Origin of the sequence: Xanthobacter lutulentifluminis, assembly GCF_043194675.2 — a bacterium.
In the GTDB taxonomy this organism is placed as follows: Bacteria; Pseudomonadota; Alphaproteobacteria; order Rhizobiales; family Xanthobacteraceae; genus Xanthobacter.
This window is the reverse complement of the sequence record NZ_CM195525.1, coordinates 4,313,260-4,333,273: the sequence shown is the minus strand read 5'-3', so window position 1 is coordinate 4,333,273 and position 20,014 is coordinate 4,313,260. Positions and strand designations below refer to the sequence as shown.

Here is a 20,014-nt window from a genome sequence, read left to right as displayed (position 1 = left end):
GTCCCCCTTCCCCAACAGGCTCCGTCCAGCCCGGTGCGGCCATGCCTCGCCTCCGGCATCTGGCCGGCAGTTGCCGCTCCACGCGGCCGAACGGAAATGCCGGCCGGTTCTGGTGCGCGGGGCCAAGAGCCTATAAGCGGTGCGCGGCCGGCCGTTCGCGCCGGACGACGGGCGCTTCCGCCCCATTGAAGGACCTGTCCATCATGAGCATCACCCGACTGCACCAGGGCCCCCGCATGAGCCAGGCCGTGGTCCACGGCAACACCGTCTATGTGGCCGGCCAGGTGGCGGCGCCGGGCGAGAGCGTCACGGCCCAGACCACCGCCGTGCTGGCGCAGGTCGACGCGCTGCTGGCCGAGGCCGGCAGCGACCGCGACCACCTGCTCAACGCCATCATCTGGCTCGCCGACATGAACGATTTCGCCGAGATGAACGCGGTGTGGGACGCCTGGATCGCCGGCCACGGCGCGCCGGCCCGCGCCACCGGCGAGGCGCGCCTTGCCGCCCCCGGCTACAAGGTCGAGATCATCATCACCGCGGCCGTGAAGGCCTGAGACGCGCGCGGGGCGGGCAGCCATGCCCGCCCCGCTTCGCAGCCCCATTCCACGGGTCCTCCTCACCGCGCCGCCAGCGCAATCGCCGATCCGCGCCGCAGCCCTCGCGCGCGATGCCCGGTCGGACACAGCTTCCGGCGCGCGCCCTGCCCGCCTCCCGCTCCATGGCCGAACCGATTCCGTGCCGGCGGCGGCGCCGCGCGATTCCGGCGCCGGGCGAGCGCCGCGCAAGCCGGTCTGCTCTCCTCGCAAAGCATTGCCGGGAAACAGTTTGCCGACTGCCTGTGGACAAGTCCGGCGCAAAATCTGCGCGTCTTGCTTGACTTGCGCAAAGGCGTGCCGTACCACGCGGCTCTCTTCGGCGGCACGGTTCACTCCGGCGCCGCTCCGGGGGTGTAGCTCAGTTGGTTAGAGCGCCGGCCTGTCACGCCGGAGGTCGCGGGTTCGAGCCCCGTCACTCCCGCCATCTCATCGAACATTCTCAGCCATATCCCGTCGCGCCCTGCGCCGCTGATTGCGCAAAGCGCTTCCGCCCCTGAACGGGGCGACCTCGCCTTCGCCTGCCGCGGACTGGCGACGACGCAACTGACGCGCGTTCGTGCGCGGACTTCCGCGCGTAGATGCAGCAGCTTCGGGAGCGACGACATCCCGGCTGCCGCCGCACGCGAGCGCGCCCGAGGACGATTTCGCGACACCGCCGCCCTGCCGGCATCGCCCGGACCGCGCCGCGGTCAGGCACACGCCTCCCGCCCGCAGGCGGGCCGGAGCAACGCGGAGACAGAGCGGGAAGAATTCTGGGGCCGGCTGGCGGCCTGGTGGGCGGTGACGGGCTCGAACCGCCGACCCTCTCGGTGTAAACGAGATGCTCTACCAACTGAGCTAACCGCCCGAGGCCACACGCGTGCCGCGCGTGGCGGAGTGTTGGCGCTATAGTCCGGCGCGCGGCGGGCGGCAAGGCCCGTGCGGGATCGCCTGCGCAGGGCTGTCCACGCGATGGCCTGCGCGGGCCGGCCGCGGAGCCCGGTCCGCAGGCATCGTCCGCAAGCATCGTCCGCAGGCATCGTTCCCAGGCATCGCCCACCACGGCGCCAGTTGTTCGCCGGGCCGCGACCTGCATCAGCGACCGTGCGCGAAGTCCAGAAGAGAGAATTGGAAAAGGCGGCCCTTCTTCGGGCCGATCTCGCCCTCCGGTAGCCGCCACGAGCATCCGGACCAAGTGGCGCGGCGGGAGAGGAGGTCTGGCAGGGAGAGGGACAGCGCCTCTCGCGCAAGCCGCGTCCGCAACGCCTGGGCTGCCGGAAGCCGCTGTCCCGAAACGTATCCCCGCGGCCTCGGGGACGCTCCAGCCGCGCGAAGGCGCGCGCGCCGGGAGCGTCCGGGAGGCCGTTCAGGTCACCCGAAGGTCGATCAGCCGTTGACGGCTTCCTTCAGGCCCTTGCCGGGGGTGAACTTGGGGGCCTTGGAGGCCTTGATCTTCACCGGCTTGCCGGTGCGCGGGTTGCGGCCTTCGCGGGCAGCGCGCGTCACCACGGAGAAGCTGCCGAAACCGATCAGCTTGACTTCCTCGCCCTCTTTGAGCGCCTTGGCGATGATGTCGAAGGTGGCGTCGACAGCCGCAGCAGCAGCCGTCTTCGTCAGCTTCGCTTCTTCCGCCACCGCAGCGATCAGTTCGTTCTTGGTGGTCATCTGACCTTTCCTTCCGTTGTCAGAACACGAATCGTGCAGGGACGAGCCCTGACGAACGGCGCGAGCATCACGGAAAATACGGCATTTGCAAGCGCGATCCGCGTCAAACCCGCACCAATGCACGATTTCCAGCTGTGCGCCTGCGAACGACCGGGGGGTCGGCGACCCGGATGCGACTGCCCAAATGCAAGGCAACCCCTTGAAAACATTGAGGGCGCGCCGCACACCGCCCGCATGGTGCGGATCGGTGGCGGCGCGCCCCCGGAAGGACGTCAAAAAATCAAGCAATCCGGCCGGGTTGCGGGCAATCCGGCCGGATCAGGGTCAGTGGGCGACCACGCCGGCGGCATCCTCGTCACCCACGGGCGCGTTCACGGGACGCTCCTCCCAGGTGATGGGCTCCGGCGGGCGGACCAGCGCGTTGGCCAGCACCTCGTCCATGCGGGACACGGGCACGATCTCCAGCGCGTTCTTCACGTTGGCCGGAATATCCGCCAGGTCCTTGGCGTTCTCCTCGGGGATCAGCACCTTCTTGATGCCACCACGCAGGGCAGCGAGGAGCTTCTCCTTGAGGCCGCCGATGGGCAGCACCCGGCCGCGCAGGGTGATCTCGCCGGTCATGGCCACGTCGCGACGGACGGGGATGCCGGTGATCACCGAGACGATGGCCGTGGCCATGGCGACACCGGCGGACGGGCCGTCCTTCGGGGTCGCGCCCTCGGGCACGTGGACGTGGATGTCGCGGCGCTCGAACAGAGGCGGCTCGATGCCGAAGTCCACCGCCCGCGAGCGGACGTAGGACGCGGCGGCCGAGATGCTCTCCTTCATCACGTCGCGCAGGTTGCCGGTGACCGTCATCTTGCCCTTGCCGGGCATCATCAGGCCCTCGATGGTGAGCAGCTCGCCGCCCACCTCGGTCCAGGCGAGGCCGGTGACGACGCCCACCTGGTCCTCGGTCTCCATCTCGCCGTAGCGGAAGCGCGGCGCACCGAGGAAGTCCTCGATGTTCTTGGCCGTGACCTTCACCGACTTCTTCTTGGCGAGCATGAGCTCCTTCACCGCCTTGCGGGCGAGGGTGGAGATCTCACGCTCCAGGTTGCGCACGCCGGCTTCCCGCGTGTAGCGGCGGACCAGCGTGAGCAGCGCCTCGTTGTCGATGGCGAACTCCTTGGGCGTCAGGCCGTGCTTGGCGAGGGAGTTGGGGATCAGGTGCTTGCGCGAGATCTCCACCTTCTCGTCTTCCGTGTAGCCGGCGATGCGGATCACCTCCATGCGGTCCAGAAGGGCCGGCGGGATGTTCAGCGTATTGGCCGTGGTCACGAACATGACGTTGGAGAGGTCGTAATCCACCTCCAGGTAGTGGTCGTTGAAGGTCGAGTTCTGCTCGGGATCCAGCACCTCGAGCAGGGCCGAGGACGGATCGCCGCGGAAATCGGCGCCCATCTTGTCGATCTCGTCCAGCAGGAACAGAGGGTTCGACTTCTTGGCCTTGCGCATGGACTGGATGACCTTGCCCGGCATGGAGCCGATGTAGGTCCGCCGGTGGCCGCGGATCTCCGCCTCGTCCCGCACGCCGCCGAGGGCCACGCGCACGAACTCGCGCCCCGTCGCCTTGGCGATGGACTTGCCGAGCGAGGTCTTGCCGACGCCGGGCGGGCCGACGAGGCACAGGATCGGCCCCGTGAGCTTGTTGGCGCGGCTCTGGACCGCCAGGTACTCGACGATGCGCTCCTTGACCTTGTCGAGGCCGTAGTGATCGCTGTCGAGGATCTCCTGGGCGTAGTTCAGGTCCTTCTTGACCTTGCTCTTCACGTTCCACGGGATGGAGAGCAGCCAGTCGAGATAGTTGCGCACCACGGTGGCTTCCGCGGACATGGGCGACATCTGGCGGAGCTTCTTCAACTCGTGCGTCGCCTTCTCACGGGCTTCCTTGGTGAGCTTGGTGCGCTTGATGCGGTCTTCCAGCTCCTGCAGGTCGTCGCGGCCGTCCTCGTCGCCCAGCTCCTTCTGGATCGCCTTCATCTGCTCGTTGAGGTAGTACTCGCGCTGGGTCTTCTCCATCTGCCGCTTGACGCGGGTGCGGATGCGCTTTTCCACCTGCAGGACGGAGATCTCGCTCTCCATCAGCCCGAGCACCTTCTCGAGGCGGTCGGACACCTTGAGGGTCTCGAGCACGCCCTGCTTGTCGGCGATCTTGACGGCGAGGTGCGAGGCCACCGTGTCGGCGAGCTTGGAGTGGTCGTCGATCTGGCCGACGACGCCCACCACCTCGGGCGACACCTTCTTGTTCAGCTTCACATAATTCTCGAACTCGGTGACCACCGAGCGCGCGAGCGCCTCCGCCTCGACGGCGTCGCCGGCCTCCTCCGACAGGGAGATGGCCTCGGCCTCGTAGAGGTCGGTCCGCTCGGTATAGCGGGTCACCTGGGCGCGGCTGACGCCTTCCACCAGCACCTTCACGGTGCCGTCGGGGAGCTTCAGCAGCTGCAGCACGGTGGCGAGCGTGCCCACGGAGAAAATGGCCTCCGGGGCCGGATCGTCATCGGATGCGTTCTCCTGCGTGGCGAGCAGGATGTAGGTGTCGCCGCGCATGACTTCCTCGAGGGCGCGGATGGACTTCTCGCGACCGACGAAGAGGGGAACGATCATGTGGGGAAAAACCACAATGTCGCGAAGGGGCAGAACCGGGAAGGTCTGGGACACTCCGGCAACGAGCGGCGGGCGCGGCTTCTGGCTCGTCATGACGCAATCCTTTCAAGAAGTGCACGCGCTGGATTTGGGCGCAAAGATGCGTTGCCGCGCGTGCACGCGGCCGGAGACGGGCGTGGAATTTCAATGCTGAAGCGGCTGAAGCCGCAGGAGACACGAGGTCCGACCCCCGAGACCGGGACTTTCGGAAAGTAGATGGACACGCAACCTGCCCGTTTCAAGGGCAACTCTATTACGTCACCCGGGAGAGGGCGGATCAGGGCCGGGACCCCAACCGTCTTCCCCCCTTCGTCACCCAAGCCCCAGCTGCTCCCCGGGCCCTGAGGCCGGGGGAGCGGGCTGGATCTGGAGCCGTCACGCACTGGCGCCGGCGTCGCCGACGCGGTCCGCGTAAATATAGAGCGGACGCGCATTCTGCTCGACGACCTCCCGCGAGATCACCACTTCCTCGACCCCTTCCAGACCGGGGAGATCGAACATGGTGTCCAAGAGGATGCCTTCCATGATGGACCTGAGGCCACGGGCGCCGGTCTTGCGCTCGATCGCCTTGCGGGCGATGGCGCCGAGGGCCTCCTCGTGGATGGTGAGGTCCACGTTCTCCATCTCGAACAGCCGCTGGTACTGCTTGACCAGCGCGTTCTTGGGCTCGGAGAGGATCTTCTTCAGCGCCTCCTCGTCGAGGTCACCCAGCGTCGCCAGCACGGGCAGGCGGCCGATGAACTCGGGGATGAGGCCGTACTTCAGCAGATCCTCGGGCTCCACCTCGCGGAACACCTCGCCGGGGCGGCGATCCTCCGGCGGGGCGACCTTGGCCTGGAAGCCGATGGAGGTGGACCCCTTCGAGCGCGAGGAGATGATCTTGTCGAGGCCGGCGAAGGCGCCGCCGCAGATGAACAGGATGTTGGTGGTATCCACCTGCAGGAACTCCTGCTGGGGATGCTTGCGGCCGCCCTGCGGCGGGACCGAGGCCACCGTGCCTTCCATGATCTTCAGCAGCGCCTGCTGCACGCCCTCGCCCGACACGTCGCGGGTGATGGACGGATTGTCGGATTTGCGACTGATCTTGTCGATCTCGTCGATGTAGACGATGCCGCGCTGCGCCCGCTCGACATTGTAGTCGGCCGCCTGGAGCAGCTTGAGGATGATGTTCTCCACGTCCTCGCCCACGTAGCCGGCTTCGGTCAGCGTGGTGGCGTCGGCCATGGTGAAGGGCACGTCGAGAATGCGCGCCAGGGTCTGCGCGAGCAGCGTCTTGCCGGAGCCGGTGGGGCCGATCAGCAGGATGTTGGACTTCGCGAGCTCCACGTCGCCGTGCTTGGTGGCGTGGTTGAGGCGCTTGTAGTGGTTGTGCACCGCCACGGAGAGCACCTTCTTCGCATGGTCCTGGCCGATGACGTAGTCATCGAGGACCTTGCGGATCTCCTTCGGGGTCGGGATGCCATCCCGCGACTTCACCAGAGAGGACTTGGACTCTTCCCGGATGATGTCCATGCACAACTCGACGCATTCGTCGCAGATGAACACAGTCGGTCCGGCGATGAGCTTCCTGACCTCGTGCTGGCTTTTGCCGCAGAACGAGCAATAAAGCGTGTTCTTGCTGTCGCTGCCGCCGGTCTTGCTCATCTTCGTCTCCTAACGATCTACCGAACCGGACACACGCGGCGCCCGTCTCGCTAGCGTCACATATGGGGAATGGACGAAGCAAAAACCTCGCCACTCCCGAAACGGTGATCGGTCCATGAGAGCCAATCACCCCGAGGCGTCACGATCAAGGCGGGGAAGCGACATTCCCCAGAAGGCGGCTTGCCGGAAATGCGTTCGCCGGCAATGCCGCGCGCCCTCGTCGCGCCGTCTGCCACATCGTGTGCCGCGGGTCCCTGCCGAAAGGTGAAGACCCCTTAACGCAACGGCCCCCGCCCTTGTGGGAGCGGGGGCCGACATTGCGGCATCCGATGCCGGCTTAACGACATGCAAGCGCGATCTTGCACCGCACGCAAGTGGGGCAATGCGAGAACGCATGGCCCCACCCGCCGTCGTCACGCCGCCTTGGAGGTCTCGTCCGTGGGGCGCTTGTCGATCACGGAATCGATCAGCCCGAACTCCTTGGCCGCATCGGCGGTCAGGAAATTGTCGCGCTCCAGGGCGTCCTCGATGGCCTTCAGCGGCTGGCCGGTGTGCTTCACATAGATTTCATTCAGCCGCTTCTTCAGGTTCAGGATCTCCTGCGCGTGCAGCATGATGTCCGTCACCTGACCCTGGAAGCCGCCCGACGGCTGGTGGACCATGATTCGGGCGTTCGGCAGGGCGAAGCGCATGTCCTTCTCGCCGGCGGTCAGCAGCAGGGAGCCCATGGAGGCGGCCTGGCCGATGCACAGCGTGGACACCGCCGGCTTGATGAACTGCATGGTGTCGTAGATGGCGAGGCCCGACGTCACCACTCCCCCGGGGGAGTTGATGTACATCGAGATTTCCTTCTTCGGATTGTCCGCTTCCAGGAACAGCAGCTGCGCCACCGCAAGCGTGGCCATGCCGTCCTCGACCGGGCCGGTAAGGAACAGGATGCGCTCCTTCAGGAGGCGGGAAAAGATGTCGTAGGACCGCTCGCCACGGTTGGTCTGCTCGACCACCATGGGGATGAGGTAATTCATATAAGTATCGACAGGATCACGCATCTTCAGTCCTCAGGGCGCGGGTGGAGGCACGCCGTATCCGGCGTGCCGCGCAATATCGTCGCAGGACGAAAGCGACCCCAAGCCTCAGGCCGCCTTCTCGTCTTCCGCCTCCTTGTAGAGCTCCTCCTTGGTGACCGTCTTCTCGGTCACGTTGGCGAGCTCCAGGAGGAAGTCGATGACCTTCTCCTCAAACAGGGGGGCGCGGACGGACGCCAGGGCCTCGGGGGTGCGGCGGTAATATTCCCACACCTGCTGCTCCTGGCCGGGGAACTGGCGAGCCCGTTCCACCACCGCGCGCGTCACCTCGTCGTCGGAAACCTGGATATTGTTCCGCTCCCCGATTTCCGCAAGCACCAGCCCGAGGCGCACGCGGCGCTCGGCGATCTTGCGGTAGTCGGCACGGGCCTCGTCCTCGGTGGTGCCTTCGTCGGCGAAGGTGCGGCCCTGGCCGGCGAGATCCTCGTTCACCCGGCTCCACACGCCGTGGAACTCCTGGTCCACGAGGCCTTCCGGCACGTCGAACTTGTGGCTGGCGTCGAGCGCGTCGAGCAGGGCGCGCTTGACCTTCTGGCGGGCGGCGCCGGCATGCTCCTGGGCGATGCGGCCCTTCACCGTCTCCTTGAGCTTCTCGAGGCTCTCCTGGCCGAGGGTCTTGGCGAACTCGTCGTCCAGCGCCACGGCGCCGGGCGCGTCGACGGACTTCACCGTCACCTCGAAGGTCGCCGCCTTGCCGGCCAGCTCCTTGGCGGCATACGCCTCGGGGAAGGTCACGTTGAGGGTGCGGCTCTCGCCGGCGGACGCGCCGACCAGCTGCTCCTCGAAGCCGGGGATGAAGCCCTTGGAGCCGAGCAGCACATCGATGTCGGTGCCCTCGCCGCCGGCGAACTTCTCGCCGTCCACATAGCCGGTGAAGTCGATGGTGACGCGGTCACCGTCGGCGGCCGGGCCTTCCTTGGTGGCGAAGGGGCGGTTGGCGTCGGCGATGCGCTGGACGGTCTCGTCGACCTCCGCGTCGGTCACCTCCACCACCGGCTTCTCCACCGAGATGTCCTTGAAGTTGCCGAGCTCGATCTTCGGCAGGATCTCGATCTCGACGTCGTAGGCGAGGTCCTTGCCGCCGTCGAGCAGGGTCTCGCCCTGCTGGCCGTCGGAGAGCTTCACCTTGGGCTGGAGCGCGAGCTTGAAGCCGTTCTCCTCGACGATCTTGCTGTTGGTCTCGTTGACCGTCTGCTCGATCACCTCGGAATAGACGGACTTGCCGTACACCCGCTTGAGGTGCCCGACCGGCACCTTGCCCGGGCGGAAGCCGTTCAGCTTCACCTGGCCCTTGAGCTCGCTCAGCCGGGCGTCGGCCTTGGCGTCGAGGTCGGCGGCGGACACCACCACACGGAACGCGCGCTTGAGGCCATCGGCCTGGGTCTCGGTCACCTGCATCGTCTTGCCTTCACATCCTCGTCCCGCATGGCGCGGAGAGCTAGAAACGGTTTCGCCGCGAACGCCCGGCCGCAAGGCCATGGCGCGCGGCGCGTGTCGTCCGGACCGGAGGCTGCGCAAGCCGCGCCCTGGCCCGGACACTGGCACCCCCGCGCCCTGAGCGCGCCGGAAGCCACCCGTGCGCCCTGCGCGCGACGGAACCATGGTGCGGGCGGAGGGTTTCGAACCCCCACGACTTGCGTCACGGGAACCTAAATCCCGCGCGTCTACCAGTTCCGCCACGCCCGCAGGGCACCCGCGCCGCCGGGCACGCGCGACAGGCCCGCATGAGCCGGGCCGCGTCCCGCGCGTCGCATCCGGGGAAGCCCCCGGGCGCGGTCCGCCGGGGACGCACGCCGCTTCACGGAATCCACGCGCGCACGCTGGTGCGACGCGCGGATCGGGTCGCGGCTTATATCATGGACACGCGGGCGTGCAGCAAGAAAATGGCGCCCGCCACCTGCCCCGCCCCCTGCCCCGCAACGGCCGCGGAGGCCCGATCCAAACGCATCGCCCCGCGCCTGCGAGGCGATGCGGCGCCTTGTCCCGTCGCGCGGCCGCGCATGCCGCAGGGACGCCCCCATGCCGGCCGCCGCTGCGGCGATTGTGGCGGTGGAAAGGCGCTTGCCCTTTTTACGGGCGCGTATGATGGTCTCGCACCTCGCCAGGAGATGCCGCGTGACCACGCCGATTCCCTCCCGACGCACCATCCTCAAGGGTGCCGCGGTCCTGTCCGCCAGCCAGCTCGGCACAGTCCTGCTTCCGGCGTTCGCCCAGGCCCCTGCCGCCGCGCCCGCGGCAGCGCTCGCCGCCGCGCCGGGCAGCCTGCCCGAGCTGGCCGGACAGGGGCCGCTGGCTCTGTTCAATGGCGCCCTGCCCGGCCCGGTGCTGCGGGTGCGCAAGGGCGCGGAGCTGTCGGTCGCGCTCTCCAACGGGCTGAGCGAAGCTTTTTCCCTGATGTGGCAGGGTGTGCGCCTGCCGGCCAGCGCCGGCACGACGCCGGTGGACCCCGGCAAGAGCGCCACGCTGCGCCTCGCCCCGCCCGATGCCGGCACCTTCTGGTACCACGCCGCCGCCCCCGCCCTCGCCCGCCGCGCGCTCGCCGGCGCGCTGGTGGTGGAGGAGCCCGGCCCGGCCGCCTACACGGCCGACCACGTGCTGTTCATCCAGACCTTCCCGCCCGAGACCGGCCTGCCGATCTTCCCGGTCAACGGCGCCATCTCCCCCACCCTTCAGGGCCCGGCCTCGGGCCGCGCCCGGCTGCGGCTGGTGAATGCGACCCCGCTGTTCCTGCGCCTGCGCATCCGCGGCCCGGCGAGCTACGCCATCGCCGTGGACGGACAGCCGGTGGCCGAGCCGTTCGAGCTGAAGGACGGTCGCGTGCATCTCGCCCCCGGCGGGCGGGTGGACGTGGCCGCGACGCTCGACGACGCCGATGCCTCCATCATCGAGATCGAGACCACGCAGGACCCCATCCGCCTCGCGGTGGTGACGCCCGTCGGCCCCGCCGGCACGCCGCCCGCCGGCCCGCCGGCGCCGCTGCCGCCGAACGACCTGCCGGCCGAGATCCCGCTGAAGGACGCCCTGCGGGTGGAACTGCCCATCGGCGAGAAGGCCACGCCGGGGGCGCCGCCGCTCGGCTCGGTGAAGGTGGGGCGCAGCGTGGTGCTCACCCTCGCCAACAGCCTCGACGCGCCGGTGGCGGTGCATATCGCCGGCCATCCCGTGCGCCTGCTGGACGGGCTCGACGACGGCTGGAAGCCATGGTGGCACGACACCGTGCCCGTTCCCGCCAAGGCCACGGTGCGCGTCGCCTTCCGCGCCAGCCTGCTGGGGACGTGGTCCATCGTCGGCCAACGTGGCGGCGACGGCGCGGTGGTCGCCTCGCGCACCTATGAGGTCACGCCCTGAGGGCTTGGAACCGTCGCAGCGGATGCGCCGGCCGGACCGTCACCGGCGCGTAACGCCCGGCGCGAACGGAACTGCGCGCCGGCCAGCATCGGCGCGGCGGAGGCGGCGGTGCCGTCACGGCATGGCGCGCCCCTCGGCAGGCGGCCGGCATTGGGCAGGTGCTGCGACGTTCTCCGCCTGGCACCTCATCGCTCGCGCAGGACCGCTCGAGCGGGCAGCGGCCCCGCAACCCGTCACGAACAGTGCACGTTCGGGCCGCGGCCATCGCCCCGAAACCGGAGCCGGCCACGACGCCGGCCATCCCGCGGGAGCGATCAGACAGACTGGGCAGCGAAAGGCCGCGCCGGCGCCGAGCCCTGCGCCCGGACGCCGGCAGGCCCGTGAGAGGCATCAGACAGGCGGCGCACCGGACGGCGGCGTCCGTGCAAAGCCCTGCCCCGCCTGAACGTGGCAGCCGGGCGGCCCAGCACGCGCGAACACACCGCCCGCCGGAAGGCGGCGCCAGTGCAGCAGCGCGCCGCATGGCGGCCCGGCCGGAACTGTCACCGCCGCAAGCGCCCGCCGGTGCCGACGCGGGAGCGGCGCATCCGCTCTGGCGCAGACGTCCTCGGGGCTGCCTGAGATGCGCCCACGCCTGCTCTCAGAGCTACACGCACCAACCCCGCCCCGGAGGGCCGAGATTCACGGCGCCTCAGATCCGCACCCACTTGCGTTCGAGCATTTCGTAAAGCGTGGAGAGCACGGGGCGCAGCGCCTCGGGCAGGTCGTCCGCCACCAGCCCCGGCCCGGCCGATTGCGCGGCCTCGCCGTGCAGCCACACGGCGGCGCAGGCGGCGTCGAAGGGCGGCATGGCCTGCGCCAGCAGGCCGCCGGCGATGCCCGCCAGCACATCCCCCGCCCCCGCCGTGGCGAGGAAGGGCGGCGCATTCTCGGCGATGGCGGCACGCCCGTCCGGGGCGGCCACCACCGTATCCGGGCCCTTCAGCACCACCACCGCCCCCAGCCGCGCCGCCGCCGCGCGGGCGCGGGCGAGCTTGGACTGGGCATCGAGCACCGCCGCATCGCCGCGGAACATGCGCGCGAACTCGCCGTCGTGGGGCGTCACGATCATGCCGGCGGAGCGCGCGGCGAGCGCCGCCAGCGCCCAGGGCACGCCCGCGTAGCTGGTGAGCGCGTCCGCATCGAGCACCAGCCGACGGCCGTCCACCGCCGCCTCCACCAGCGCCCGCGCATGGTCGCCGGCGCCGAGGCCCGGCCCCACCACCACCGTGCCGAGCCGCCGGTCCGCGAGCAGCGCGGCGAGGTCCGCGGCATCGGCCATGGGACGCGGCATGATGGCGGCGTAGGAGGCGCCATGCAGCGGCAAAGCATCCGGCGGCAGCGCCACCGTCACCAGCCCCGCCCCCGCCCGCAGCGCGCCACGGGCGGCAAGGCGGGCCGCGCCGCAGGTCCAGGGGCCGCCGCTGACCACCACCGCGTGGCCCCGGTCGTACTTGTGGCCCATGGTTGCGGGCACCGGGAAGGCGTCGCGCCACAGGTTCGGCATGTTGACGAAGGTGGCGGGGCGGATCACGTCCAGCGCCGCCTCCGGAATGCCGATGTCCGCGACCCGCACGCGCCCGCACAGGCTGCGCCCGGGCTCCAGCAGGTGGCCGGGCTTGCGACGGAAGAAGGTGACCGTCTCCAGCGCCGCCGCCGCCGCGCCGCGCACCTTGCCGGTGGCCCCATCGAGGCCGGAGGGCAGGTCCACCGCGACGATGGGCCGGCCGGACGCGGCCATGCGCTCCACCAGCGCCCTGGCGGCGCCATCGAGATCACGGGCGAGGCCGGCGCCGAACAGCGCGTCCACGATCACCCCCGCCTCGGTGAGGTCGAGGGCGGCCGGCTCGTCGATGGGCCGGCGCCAGCCCTGGGCAGCGCGGCGGGCGTCCCCGGTGAGGCGGTCGACATCGCCCAGCAGCGCGAGCCGCACCCGGAAGCCGCGCTGGGCCAGAACCCGCGCCGCCACGAAGCCGTCGCCGCCGTTGTTGCCGGGCCCGCAGAGCACCACCACGCGAGTCGGCAGCGGAAACCGCGCCACCACATCCGCCACCGCGGTGCCGGCCCGCTCCATCAGCGTGAAGGAGGGCGTGCCTGTTTCGACGGCGAAGTGATCGGCACGGGCCATTTCCTGTGGATCGAGAAGTGCGTACACTGGTGCCCCCGCCAATTATGCTCAGATGATGCTCACAAAACTCAGATGATGGAGAGGAACTCCGCCTATTTTTTCGTCACAGAGCCTATTTAGTTAGCATCTGTGGCGTTGCAGCAATCTCCCGCCCGGCATGGCCACGTGAGGCGGGGCATGGCATGTATCCTGCTTAAGGTGGAGCCGGCCTGGACCTGCGGCGGCGGCCGGGCCACGGGGAGACGGAGCGGATGAAGAAGATCGAGGCAATCATCAAGCCCTTCAAGCTCGACGAGGTCAAAGAGGCACTCCAGGACGTCGGCCTGCAGGGCATCACCGTCACCGAGGCGAAGGGCTTCGGCCGCCAGAAGGGCCATACCGAGCTCTATCGCGGCGCCGAATATGTGGTGGACTTCCTGCCCAAGGTCAAAATCGAGGTCGTGCTGGCCGACGATATGGTAGACCGTGCCGTCGACGCCATTCGCCGCGCGGCCCAGACCGGGCGCATCGGCGACGGGAAGATCTTCGTCTCGTCCATCGAGGAGGCGATCCGCATCCGCACCGGCGAATCCGGCCTCGACGCGATTTGATGCGTCCAATAAGAAGCGAAGGCCTGCAGAAAGGTATCAAACCATGACAATCAAGACGGCCAAGGACGTTCTCGACACCATCAAGAACGAAGACGTCAAATACGTCGATCTGCGCTTCACCGATCCGCGCGGCAAGTGGCAGCATGTCACGTTCGACATCAGCATGGTCGATGACGAGTTCCTGACCGAAGGCACCGCCTTCGACGGCTCGTCCATCGCCGGCTGGAAGGCCATCAACGAATCCGACATGCTGCTCATGCCGGACCCGGCCACCACCTGCATCGACCCCTTCTTCTCGGAGACCACGCTCTCCATCGTCTGCGACGTGCTGGAGCCGACCACCGGCCAGCCCTACGGCCGCGACCCCCGCTCCATCGCCAAGAAGGCCGAGGCCTACGCCAAGTCCACCGGCATCGGCGACGCCGTCTACTTCGGCCCCGAGGCCGAATTCTTCATCTTCGACGACGTGCGCTTCAAGGCGGACCCGTACAACACCGGCTTCAAGCTCGATTCCATCGAGCTGCCCACCAACTTCGACACCGAATACGAGGGCGGCAACCTCGGCCACCGGGTGAAGACCAAGGGTGGCTACTTCCCCGTGCCGCCGATCGACTCGGCACAGGACATGCGCTCCGAGATGCTCGCCGCCATGGCCCGCATGGGCGCCAAGGTGGAGAAGCACCACCACGAGGTGGCCTCCGCCCAGCATGAGCTCGGCCTGAAGTTCGGCTCGCTGGTGACCATGGCCGACCACCTGCAGGTCTACAAGTACTGCATCCATCAGGTCGCCAACATCTACGGCAAGACCGCGACCTTCATGCCGAAGCCCGTGTTCGGCGACAATGGGTCGGGCATGCACGTCCACCAGTCCATCTGGAAGGAAGGCAAGCCGCTCTTCGCCGGCGACAAGTATGCGGACCTGTCCGACTACTGCCTGTGGTACATCGGCGGCATCATCAAGCACGCCAAGTCGCTGAACGCCTTCACCAACCCGCTGACCAACTCCTACAAGCGTCTGGTCCCGGGCTACGAGGCTCCGGTGCTGCTGGCCTACTCGGCCCGCAACCGCTCGGCGTCCTGCCGCATCCCCTACACCAACAACCCGAAGGCCAAGCGCGTCGAGGTCCGCTTCCCCGATCCCGGCGCGAACCCCTACCTCGCCTTCGCGGCCCTGTTCATGGCCGGCATGGACGGCATCCTGAACCGGATCGACCCCGGCCAGGCCATGGACAAGGACCTGTACGACCTGCCCCCGGCCGAGCTGAAGCAGATCCCCACCGTCTGCGGCTCGCTGCGCGAGGCGCTGGACTCGCTCGCCGCGGACCACGAGTACCTGCTGAAGGGCGACGTGTTCCAGAAGGACTTCATCGAGTCCTACATCGAGCTCAAGTACACCGAGGTGATGCGCTTCGAGATGACGCCGCACCCGGTCGAGTTCGAGATGTACTACTCGGTCTGAGGACTTTGGCGGAGCCCGGCCGCACGCCGGGCTCCGTCCCCAGTTCACCGCGTGAACCTCCTGGGGCGCCTTTCGGGGCGCCCTTTTTCTTTGGATCTGGCACGTTGCGCAAAGGCCCAGCGCGCGCACCCGCCCGGAAGGTCACGACCGCATAAGGCAAGGCCGGACGCGCCGGCGCAGCGCGCGGATCGCCCGCGCCGCAAGGCCGGCGCCCGCCGGTCAGTGGGTGGCGACCGTGAGGCCCTCGGCCAGAATGGCGCCGATCAGGATCAGCTCCCCCGCCAGCACGCCCGCGAACACCGAGCGGCGCACCAGCACGAAGCCTGCCACCCCGCCCGCCACCGCGGCAAGGCGCAGCGCCAGCGGCACGGCGGCCAGCGCCCCGGCCGGCGCGAACAGCAATCGCGCCACCACGGCCGCGAGCAGCGCGGTGGCCACCGCCTGCACCCAGCGCAGGAAGGGGCTGCCATCCTCGATGTTGCGGCCGGCCAGCACCGCCAGCGAGCGCCAGATCTCTGTGGGCAGGAAGCCCACCAGCACCACCAGCAGCAGCGCCGCGCCCTCGCTCAGGGTGCCGCTCATCGCCGCCGCTCCAGCAGCCGTCCGCCGAGGAACGCCAGCGTTCCGCCGCCGATGCCGGCGATCAGCAGGTCCATGCCGCCGGCCAGCTCCAGCGTGAGGGGGGCGATGCAGAAGCCGGCGGCCAGCGCCAGCCAATCGGTGGGCAGGGTGGCGTTGCGCACCATCAGGATGGTGAAGGAAAGCGGTGTCAGCAGCAGCAGGCCGGCGGCCAGCGGCCCGGGCAGTTCGCCGGCGACGGCATGGCCCGCCAGCGTCCCGGCGAGGCTCACCGCCACCAGCATGGTGCCGAGGCCGAGCACGAAGGGCTCGCGCGCCGTGCCCGGCAGGTGAGGCAGAAGGCGCAGGCCCTCCAGCCACACCGTCATGGCGACGAAGTGCGCGCACAGGAGCTCGCGCCACAGGCTCCGGCTCTGGCCGCGCATGTAGGGGGCGATGGAGACCACCATGGGCAGGAGCCGCATGGAGGAAAGCCCCACCGCCAGCGCCAGAGCCGGCAATGCGGTTCCCGCGGCCACCCCGCCGATGAGGATCAGCTGCGCCGGCAACGCCCATACCAGCAGGGTGGAGGCAAGGCCCGCCCCGATGGGGAAGCCCACGCTCTCCAGCACCGCGCCAAAGCCAAGATAGCTCGCGAACAGCACCAGCGCGGGCACGGAGCAGCCGGCGCCCATGCCGCGCGCGAACCAGTAGGCGGACGAACGATCGGTAGGCTCGGCGGACGAGGGAGGGGCGAACACGCGACGCTCTCAGGTTCGGGGCGGGACCTCAGACGCGGACCGGCTTCGGCCGATCCATCGCAGGCCCTTGCAATAGCATACGGATCGGGATGGGGAATGCGCCCGCGCGCAGACGCGCCGGCCCGGCCATGCGGGAGGGGCGGGGCTGGACGCAGCGGGATCAGCCGGACGTGTGGTCCGCCGGCGACGGACGCAGGGCACGAACCGTGTCGTCGGCCGGGCCACGGCAATCTGCGTCGGCATGGCGCGACCGGAAGTCTCGCCAGCGACGCGGCAGCATTGCCTTTTTGACCCCCATCCGCTCGCGCGAAGCCGCGGACCTGCCGGCATCGCCAACGGGTGCGACGCGGACAGGATCACCGGCCCTCGGGTCCCCCTGCCCGTCCGGCGGCAGCGCGCGCCGGCCTCCGATCCGTTCACCGCCGGACAGAATGGATCAACCGCAGCCGGATTCCCCGCCATCAACGCCTCCCCATAGCGACGATGATCCCCGGCCCAGCGGCAGGCAGCGCAGCCGCCCTCGCCGTCCGCCGCGCGCCGGGCAGGTTGCGGCCCTTGCGCGCGACGGGATTGCCCCGGCGGCCGGAGGACGGCATCTTGGCTCATCGGAGCGTGTCCGCCTGTCAGGGAATCGGGTCACGTTCCGGGGCACGGGCGCACGCGCCAGACGCCGAACGCGCACACGCCTCGAACGCCCAACGCCCTGCCCCGAACCAGCCCCGAACCGGTCGCTCCGCCGTGCTTACCGTCGAAATTCCGTACCGCGACCCGTTCGCTGCCTTCCAGGCCTTCGCCGATGCGCCCTTCTGCGCCTTCCTCGACAGCGCCGCCGGAGGCGATCCGCGGGCGCGCTGGTCCTATATCGGCGTCGATCCCTATGAGGTGATCGTGGCCGATGGCGATGGCGTGCGCCGCAACGGGGTGCGCTTGCCCGGCACGCCGTTCGACGTGCTGGCGCAGGCGCTCGGGCCGGTCCGGGCGGGCGCGGACGGGCCGGTGCCGTTCACCGGCGGCGCCATGGGCTATCTCGGCTACGAGCTCGGCCGGCATCTGGAGCGCCTGCCGGCGCCGCGCCGGTCCGATCCGCCGGTGCCCGAGATGGTGATGGGCCTTTACGATTCGGTGCTCGCCTTCGATCTCCGCGAACGCCGCGCCTTCATCGTCTCCACCGGCCGCCCGGCCGAGGGCGAGGCCGCCCGCCGCCGGGCCGAGGCCCGCGCCGCCGAGCTGACGGACCGCATCGCCCGCGCGCCGCAGGTCCCGCCACCGCCCGACTTCACCCTGCGCGGCGCTTTCACACCCGACCAGCCGCGCGCGGAGGTGGAGGCGGCCATCGCCCGCGTCATCGCCTATATCCGCGCCGGCGACATCTTTCAGGCCAACCTCACCCACCAGATGCGGGCGCCCGTGCCGCCGGGGCTCGACGACCTCGCGCTCTACGCGCGTCTGCGGTCCATCAGCCCGGCGCCGTTCGCGGCCTTCCTGCGGGCCGGGCCGGAGCTGGCGGTGCTCAGCGCCTCGCCGGAGCGCTTCCTCTCGCTCTCCCGCGACGGACGGGTGGAGACGCGGCCCATCAAGGGCACGCGCCGCCGCAGCCCGGATCCGGCGGAGGACGCGCGCCTTGCCGCCGCGCTCCTCGCCTCGCCCAAGGACCGGGCCGAGAATTTGATGATCGTGGACCTCATGCGCAACGATCTCTCCCGCGTCTCGCAGGTGGGCAGCGTGAAGGTGCCGGTGCTGTGCGGGCTGGAGACGTTCGCGAGCGTGCATCATCTGGTGTCGGTGGTGGAAAGCCGGCTGATGGCAGGCCTCGGCCCCGTAGACCTGCTCAAGGCCTGTTTTCCAGGCGGGTCCATCACCGGCGCGCCCAAGATCCGCGCCATGGAGATCATCCACGAGCTGGAGCCCTCTCCGCGCGGGGTCTATTGCGGCTCGGTGGCATGGATCGGCTTTGACGGGGCGATGGATTCCTCCATCGTCATCCGCACCATCACCCGTTCGGGCGATACCCTTCTGACGCAGGCCGGCGGCGGCATCGTCGCCGATTCCGATCCGGCGGACGAATACGAGGAAAGCCTGATCAAGCTCGCGCCCATGCTGCGCGCGCTCTCGGGCGAGCCCGCGTGAGGAGGGCGCCATGAAGCTGTGGCTGGGCACGCGGATCATCCCGCAGGAAGAGGCCTCCATCTCGCCGCTGGACCGGGGCTTCACCCTCGGCGACGGTCTGTTCGAGACCCTGCACGTCGCCGGCGGCACCGTGCTGCGGGTGGAGGCGCATCTGGCGCGGCTCGCGGCGGGGGCGCGGGTGCTGGGCCTGCCCCTGCCCGCGCTCGACCTTGCCGCCGCGCTCACAACCACCGCGGAGGCCAACGCCATCACCGACGGCGCGCTGCGGCTCACCGTTTCCCGCGGCGTCGGCCCGCGCGGCGTGCTGCCGCCGGCCGAGCCGGCGCCCACCCTCGTCATCACCGCCGCCCCCCTGCCCCCGCCAGCCGCGCCGGCGCGGCTGGTGATCGTTCAGCGGACGCGGCGCAACGAGTTCTCGCCGCTGGCGCAGGTGAAGTCGCTGAACTACCTCGACAACATCCTCGCCCGGCGGGAGGCGGCGGCGCGCGGGGCGGACGACGGGGTGCTGCTCAACACCCGCGAGGGGGTGGCCGAAACCTCCATCGCCAACCTGTTCGCGGTGCTGGACGGTGCGCTGGTGACGCCGCCGCTGGACGCGGGCGTGCTGCCCGGAATCATGCGTGCGGCCGTGCTCGCGAAAGGTGCCGCCGAACGCCCGCTCAGCGCCGCCGACCTCGCGCGGGCGGAGGAGATCTTCCTCACCTCGGCGCTGGGCATCCGCTCCGTCGCGGCGCTGGAGGGGCGCGAGCTACCCGCGCGGGACGCGGCGGCGCGGCTGCGCACGGTGATCGCGGGGGCATGATGGCGCCCACCCTCACCACGGCACGCCTGCTGCTGCGCCCCTGGCGGCCGGAAGACCGCGACGGCCTGTGGCGGATGCAGTCCAATCCCGCCACCATGGAATTCCTGATGCCCGTGCCCGACCGCGCCGCCAGCGATGCGGTGGCGGACCGGGCGGAGGATCATTTCGCGCGCCACGGCTTCGGCCTGTGGGTGGCGGAGGTGCCGGGCGTCACATCCTTTGCCGGCTATACCGGACTCGTCCACGTGCCCTATGCGGAGCACTTCACCCCGGCGATCGAGATCGGCTGGCGCTTCGATCCCGCCTTCTGGGGCCATGGCTATGCCACCGAGGCGGCCCGCGCCGCCCTCGCCTACGGCTTCGACACGCTGGGGCTGGAGGAGATCGTGGCCATCACCGTCCCCGCCAACCGCCGCTCCCGGGCGGTGATGGAGCGGCTCGGCATGGTGCGGGACATGGATGGGGACTTCGACTATCCCGCGATCCCTGTCGGCCACCCCCGGCGCCGGCAGGTGCTCTACCGGCTCAAGCGCCCGCAGGGGTGA

Annotated in this window: 15 protein-coding genes and 3 tRNA genes; 8 read left to right on the top strand and 10 right to left on the bottom strand. The window is 69.7% G+C overall.

What is annotated here, in order from left to right:
* Nucleotides 1–203 precede the first annotated feature (203 nt).
* Both V5F49_RS20030 and V5F49_RS20025 read left to right on the top strand, forming a co-directional pair.
* Nucleotides 204–554 (top strand): RidA family protein, encoded by a 351-nt coding sequence (locus tag V5F49_RS20030; protein ID WP_394115034.1) that lies wholly within the window; start codon nucleotides 204–206, stop codon nucleotides 552–554.
* A 389-nt stretch (nucleotides 555–943) separates the two neighbouring features.
* A tRNA-Asp gene (locus V5F49_RS20025) sits at nucleotides 944–1,020 on the top strand.
* Nucleotides 1,021–1,367: 347 nt separating this feature from the next.
* On the opposite strand, the gene V5F49_RS20020 is transcribed toward V5F49_RS20025, so the two are convergent.
* The 7 genes from V5F49_RS20020 to V5F49_RS19990 form a co-directional block, all read right to left on the bottom strand.
* A tRNA-Val gene (locus V5F49_RS20020) sits at nucleotides 1,368–1,443 on the bottom strand.
* A 518-nt stretch (nucleotides 1,444–1,961) separates the two neighbouring features.
* Complete coding sequence (locus tag V5F49_RS20015; RefSeq protein ID WP_203192292.1) at nucleotides 1,962–2,240, bottom strand: HU family DNA-binding protein; 279 nt, start codon at nucleotides 2,238–2,240, stop codon at nucleotides 1,962–1,964.
* 324 nt (nucleotides 2,241–2,564) lie between these two features.
* On the bottom strand, nucleotides 2,565–4,982 hold the full coding sequence (lon, locus tag V5F49_RS20010) for an endopeptidase La (protein WP_394115033.1): 2,418 nt from the start codon (nucleotides 4,980–4,982) through the stop codon (nucleotides 2,565–2,567).
* A gap of 321 nt (nucleotides 4,983–5,303) precedes the next feature.
* Nucleotides 5,304–6,572: an ATP-dependent Clp protease ATP-binding subunit ClpX gene (gene clpX / locus V5F49_RS20005; protein WP_393982343.1), complete on the bottom strand. Its 1,269-nt coding sequence runs from the start codon at nucleotides 6,570–6,572 to the stop codon at nucleotides 5,304–5,306.
* 413 nt (nucleotides 6,573–6,985) lie between these two features.
* Complete coding sequence (locus V5F49_RS20000) at nucleotides 6,986–7,621, bottom strand: ATP-dependent Clp protease proteolytic subunit (protein ID WP_394115032.1); 636 nt, start codon at nucleotides 7,619–7,621, stop codon at nucleotides 6,986–6,988.
* Nucleotides 7,622–7,705: 84 nt separating this feature from the next.
* The gene (gene tig / locus V5F49_RS19995) at nucleotides 7,706–9,055 is read right to left on the bottom strand and encodes a trigger factor (protein ID WP_394115031.1); all 1,350 of its coding nucleotides are present in this window, start codon (nucleotides 9,053–9,055) and stop codon (nucleotides 7,706–7,708) included.
* Nucleotides 9,056–9,258: 203 nt separating this feature from the next.
* Nucleotides 9,259–9,343: transfer RNA gene (locus V5F49_RS19990), tRNA-Leu, on the bottom strand.
* Nucleotides 9,344–9,772: 429 nt separating this feature from the next.
* Here V5F49_RS19990 and V5F49_RS19985 point away from each other — a divergent pair.
* Nucleotides 9,773–11,005 carry a multicopper oxidase family protein gene (locus tag V5F49_RS19985; protein WP_394115030.1) on the top strand — a complete coding sequence of 411 codons (1,233 nt, stop codon included), beginning with the start codon at nucleotides 9,773–9,775 and terminating at the stop codon, nucleotides 11,003–11,005.
* A 691-nt stretch (nucleotides 11,006–11,696) separates the two neighbouring features.
* Here the strand turns inward: V5F49_RS19985 and V5F49_RS19980 are convergent.
* Nucleotides 11,697–13,172: an NAD(P)H-hydrate dehydratase gene (locus tag V5F49_RS19980; RefSeq protein WP_394115029.1), complete on the bottom strand. Its 1,476-nt coding sequence runs from the start codon at nucleotides 13,170–13,172 to the stop codon at nucleotides 11,697–11,699.
* A 251-nt stretch (nucleotides 13,173–13,423) separates the two neighbouring features.
* Here V5F49_RS19980 and V5F49_RS19975 point away from each other — a divergent pair, with 251 nt between their 5' ends.
* A complete protein-coding gene (locus tag V5F49_RS19975; protein ID WP_394115028.1) occupies nucleotides 13,424–13,762 on the top strand; it encodes a P-II family nitrogen regulator in 339 nt (112 codons plus the stop codon).
* 49 nt (nucleotides 13,763–13,811) lie between these two features.
* The gene (glnA, locus tag V5F49_RS19970; RefSeq protein ID WP_394115381.1) at nucleotides 13,812–15,221 is read left to right on the top strand and encodes a type I glutamate--ammonia ligase; all 1,410 of its coding nucleotides are present in this window, start codon (nucleotides 13,812–13,814) and stop codon (nucleotides 15,219–15,221) included.
* 219 nt (nucleotides 15,222–15,440) lie between these two features.
* On the opposite strand, the gene V5F49_RS19965 is transcribed toward glnA, so the two are convergent.
* Nucleotides 15,441–15,803 (bottom strand): AzlD domain-containing protein, encoded by a 363-nt coding sequence (locus tag V5F49_RS19965; protein ID WP_394115027.1) that lies wholly within the window; start codon nucleotides 15,801–15,803, stop codon nucleotides 15,441–15,443.
* A complete protein-coding gene (locus V5F49_RS19960; protein ID WP_394115026.1) occupies nucleotides 15,800–16,540 on the bottom strand; it encodes an AzlC family ABC transporter permease in 741 nt (246 codons plus the stop codon). The genes V5F49_RS19965 and V5F49_RS19960 overlap by 4 nt, the downstream gene beginning before the upstream one ends.
* Before the next feature lie 738 nt (nucleotides 16,541–17,278).
* On the opposite strand from V5F49_RS19960, the gene pabB reads away from it, so the two are divergent.
* Genes pabB through V5F49_RS19945 form a run of 3 tightly spaced genes read left to right on the top strand, consistent with a single transcriptional unit; the run spans nucleotide 17,279 to nucleotide 20,014 of the window.
* Nucleotides 17,279–18,667 carry an aminodeoxychorismate synthase component I gene (pabB, locus tag V5F49_RS19955; RefSeq protein WP_394115025.1) on the top strand — a complete coding sequence of 463 codons (1,389 nt, stop codon included), beginning with the start codon at nucleotides 17,279–17,281 and terminating at the stop codon, nucleotides 18,665–18,667.
* Between the two features lie 10 nt (nucleotides 18,668–18,677).
* Nucleotides 18,678–19,469 (top strand): aminotransferase class IV, encoded by a 792-nt coding sequence (locus V5F49_RS19950; protein WP_394115024.1) that lies wholly within the window; start codon nucleotides 18,678–18,680, stop codon nucleotides 19,467–19,469.
* A complete protein-coding gene (locus tag V5F49_RS19945; protein ID WP_394115023.1) occupies nucleotides 19,466–20,014 on the top strand; it encodes a GNAT family N-acetyltransferase in 549 nt (182 codons plus the stop codon). The genes V5F49_RS19950 and V5F49_RS19945 overlap by 4 nt, the downstream gene beginning before the upstream one ends.

Excerpts from the sequence above, each read along its gene's own strand:
- V5F49_RS20030 (WP_394115034.1), top strand. The coding sequence starts at position 204 with ATGAGCATCACCCGACTGCACCAGGGCCCCCGCATGAGCCAGGCCGTG.
- V5F49_RS20015 (WP_203192292.1), bottom strand. The coding sequence starts at position 2,240 with ATGACCACCAAGAACGAACTGATCGCTGCGGTGGCGGAAGAAGCGAAG.
- lon (WP_394115033.1), bottom strand. The coding sequence starts at position 4,982 with ATGACGAGCCAGAAGCCGCGCCCGCCGCTCGTTGCCGGAGTGTCCCAG.
- clpX (WP_393982343.1), bottom strand. The coding sequence starts at position 6,572 with ATGAGCAAGACCGGCGGCAGCGACAGCAAGAACACGCTTTATTGCTCG.
- V5F49_RS20000 (WP_394115032.1), bottom strand. The coding sequence starts at position 7,621 with ATGCGTGATCCTGTCGATACTTATATGAATTACCTCATCCCCATGGTG.
- tig (WP_394115031.1), bottom strand. The coding sequence starts at position 9,055 with ATGCAGGTGACCGAGACCCAGGCCGATGGCCTCAAGCGCGCGTTCCGT.
- V5F49_RS19980 (WP_394115029.1), bottom strand. The coding sequence starts at position 13,172 with ATGGCCCGTGCCGATCACTTCGCCGTCGAAACAGGCACGCCCTCCTTC.
- V5F49_RS19975 (WP_394115028.1), top strand. The coding sequence starts at position 13,424 with ATGAAGAAGATCGAGGCAATCATCAAGCCCTTCAAGCTCGACGAGGTC.
- V5F49_RS19965 (WP_394115027.1), bottom strand. The coding sequence starts at position 15,803 with ATGAGCGGCACCCTGAGCGAGGGCGCGGCGCTGCTGCTGGTGGTGCTG.
- V5F49_RS19950 (WP_394115024.1), top strand. The coding sequence starts at position 18,678 with ATGAAGCTGTGGCTGGGCACGCGGATCATCCCGCAGGAAGAGGCCTCC.
- V5F49_RS19945 (WP_394115023.1), top strand. The coding sequence starts at position 19,466 with ATGATGGCGCCCACCCTCACCACGGCACGCCTGCTGCTGCGCCCCTGG.